Annotated in this window: 1 protein-coding gene and 1 pseudogene; both read right to left on the reverse strand. The window is 37.5% G+C overall.

All coding sequences use genetic code 11. The annotated features are described in order from the left end of the window. Positions 1-15: 15 nt before the first annotated feature. A complete protein-coding gene (locus tag Q1553_RS00245) occupies positions 16-1,419 on the reverse strand; it encodes an SLC13 family permease (protein ID WP_115550767.1) in 1,404 nt (467 codons plus the stop codon). Positions 1,420-1,465: 46 nt separating this feature from the next. After that, positions 1,466-1,823: pseudogene (locus tag Q1553_RS00250) on the reverse strand (SAM-dependent DNA methyltransferase); the annotation flags it as partial.

Here is a 1,823-nt window from a genome sequence, read left to right on the forward strand (position 1 = left end):
AGAAAGGAGTTTTCCCTACAAAAACCAACGCCAATAAAGCATACCAAAAATAATAATTAGCACGATTCCAGCCAAACTTAAAAGAATCCCAAACCGAAACATATCCCAAACTTTTACCCCACCCTTGCTAAAAACTATTGCATTAGGAGGAGTAGAAATGGGAAACATAAAGGAAAATCCCACACAAATGGTGGCAATGAGCATCACCAAACTTTGCATTTGCAGGTCTAAAAAGTCTTTTGTGGAAGCAAAAATCGCAGAAAGCAGAATCGCAATCAACGCCGTAGAACTAATAAACATCGTCAAACACAAAACCAACAAACACACGCAGAGCAAAAAAACCAAAAGAGGTAGAGAGCCAAAATATTCAAAAACAGGTTTGAAAGCATCTCCTAATTGCATTTTTGCAATTGCCATAGCAATACAAAATCCAGCACCAAACAAAAACATCACTTCAAAGGGAACTGCCTTAGAATCCTCCCAACGCAAACAACCAATTTTTGGAACAAACATCAAAAGCCCAAAACTAAGCAAAAGGATATTTTCATTAAACCCCAGCCCGCTATAAATTGGCTTAATTGGGGAATTCAATAAAAGCAACAAGAGTAAAACGCCGATTAAAAACATCAACTTTTTATGCTCAAAAGTTATTTTAATCTCCTCAAATGCGTCAATTTTCAGCTCCTCACTTCCAAGATTCCAAGAAAGAATCTTAATCATCACATAAAGCATACATAAAGTCAAAGGCAACATCATAAAAATCCAAGTCGCAAACCCAATGCTTTCAAAGTGTATCGTCTCTAAAAAGCCTAAAAAGATAAGATTTGGTGGTGTGCCAATCGGCGTTGTGATTCCGCTAATACTCGCCCCAAAAGCAACAGCAAGCAAGAATCTGCTTTTTAAAGCCTCATCTTGTGTGATAGAAAAAGCAATGGGGATTAGCAAAAGTGCCACCGTGGAATTAGACAACACGCTACCAAGTGCTACGCTAGCCACTCCAAGCGCAGTTAAAACTCCTTTGGGAGTTGCAGGAAAATAGCTTAAAAATTTCTTTGCGATGATTTTATGCAAGCCAATCTTTTCTACACCAATAGCAAGCATAAATCCACCCAAAAACAAGAAAATGATAGGGTTTGCATAGTTACTCGTTGCACTTTTTACATCTAAGATTCCAAAAGCCGGAAACAAAATAATGGGCAACAAAGAAACAATGCCTAGAGGCAAAGACTCATTAATCCATAAGGTAATAAGCAAAAATAAAATCCCAATAAACGCCCCCACCTCAAAAGAAGCTGCAAAGTAATAAATACTCAAAAAACCTGCCAAAAAAGCACAAAAAATCGCCAAACTCAAGCCCGATAAAATCTGAAAATTCGTTTTAAATCTTAGTTTTTTGTGCAGTCTCACCCTTAATTTCATTGAAAACCTTTTATGTGTTGATTAGGTAAAATTGTAACATACAATGCTAGTTTAATTCTCCCTCCAATTGAGACATCTCCTTTAAAACTAAATTCAAACCTGCACGAATCTCTTTCATTAATTCTTTTGGGCTTGGTAGATTCTCCAAATCCTCTAAACTCTCATCTTTTAGCCAAAAAATATCTAAATTCATCTTATCGCGCTGCTTAATCTCCCCAATGCCAAACGAGCGAAATCGCTCACTCTCCTTGCGATTTTCCATTGCCCCCACACAAAAACTTGCTTCAAACTCCCTCAAATGCTCCGCACTTAAAGGACTTGTTACAAGGCTTAGATTCATATTCGTGCGCATATCATACACCCATACTTTTTGTGTGGAATCCTCACTTGTTGCCACTTTGTCA

It is taken from the genome of Helicobacter sp. UBA3407 (assembly GCF_949747025.1).
Classification (GTDB): Bacteria; Campylobacterota; Campylobacteria; order Campylobacterales; family Helicobacteraceae; genus Helicobacter_D; species Helicobacter_D ganmani.

Coding starts and splice junctions, on each gene's coding strand:
- Q1553_RS00245 (WP_115550767.1), bottom strand. CDS start 1,419: ATGAAATTAAGGGTGAGACTGCACAAAAAACTAAGATTTAAAACGAAT.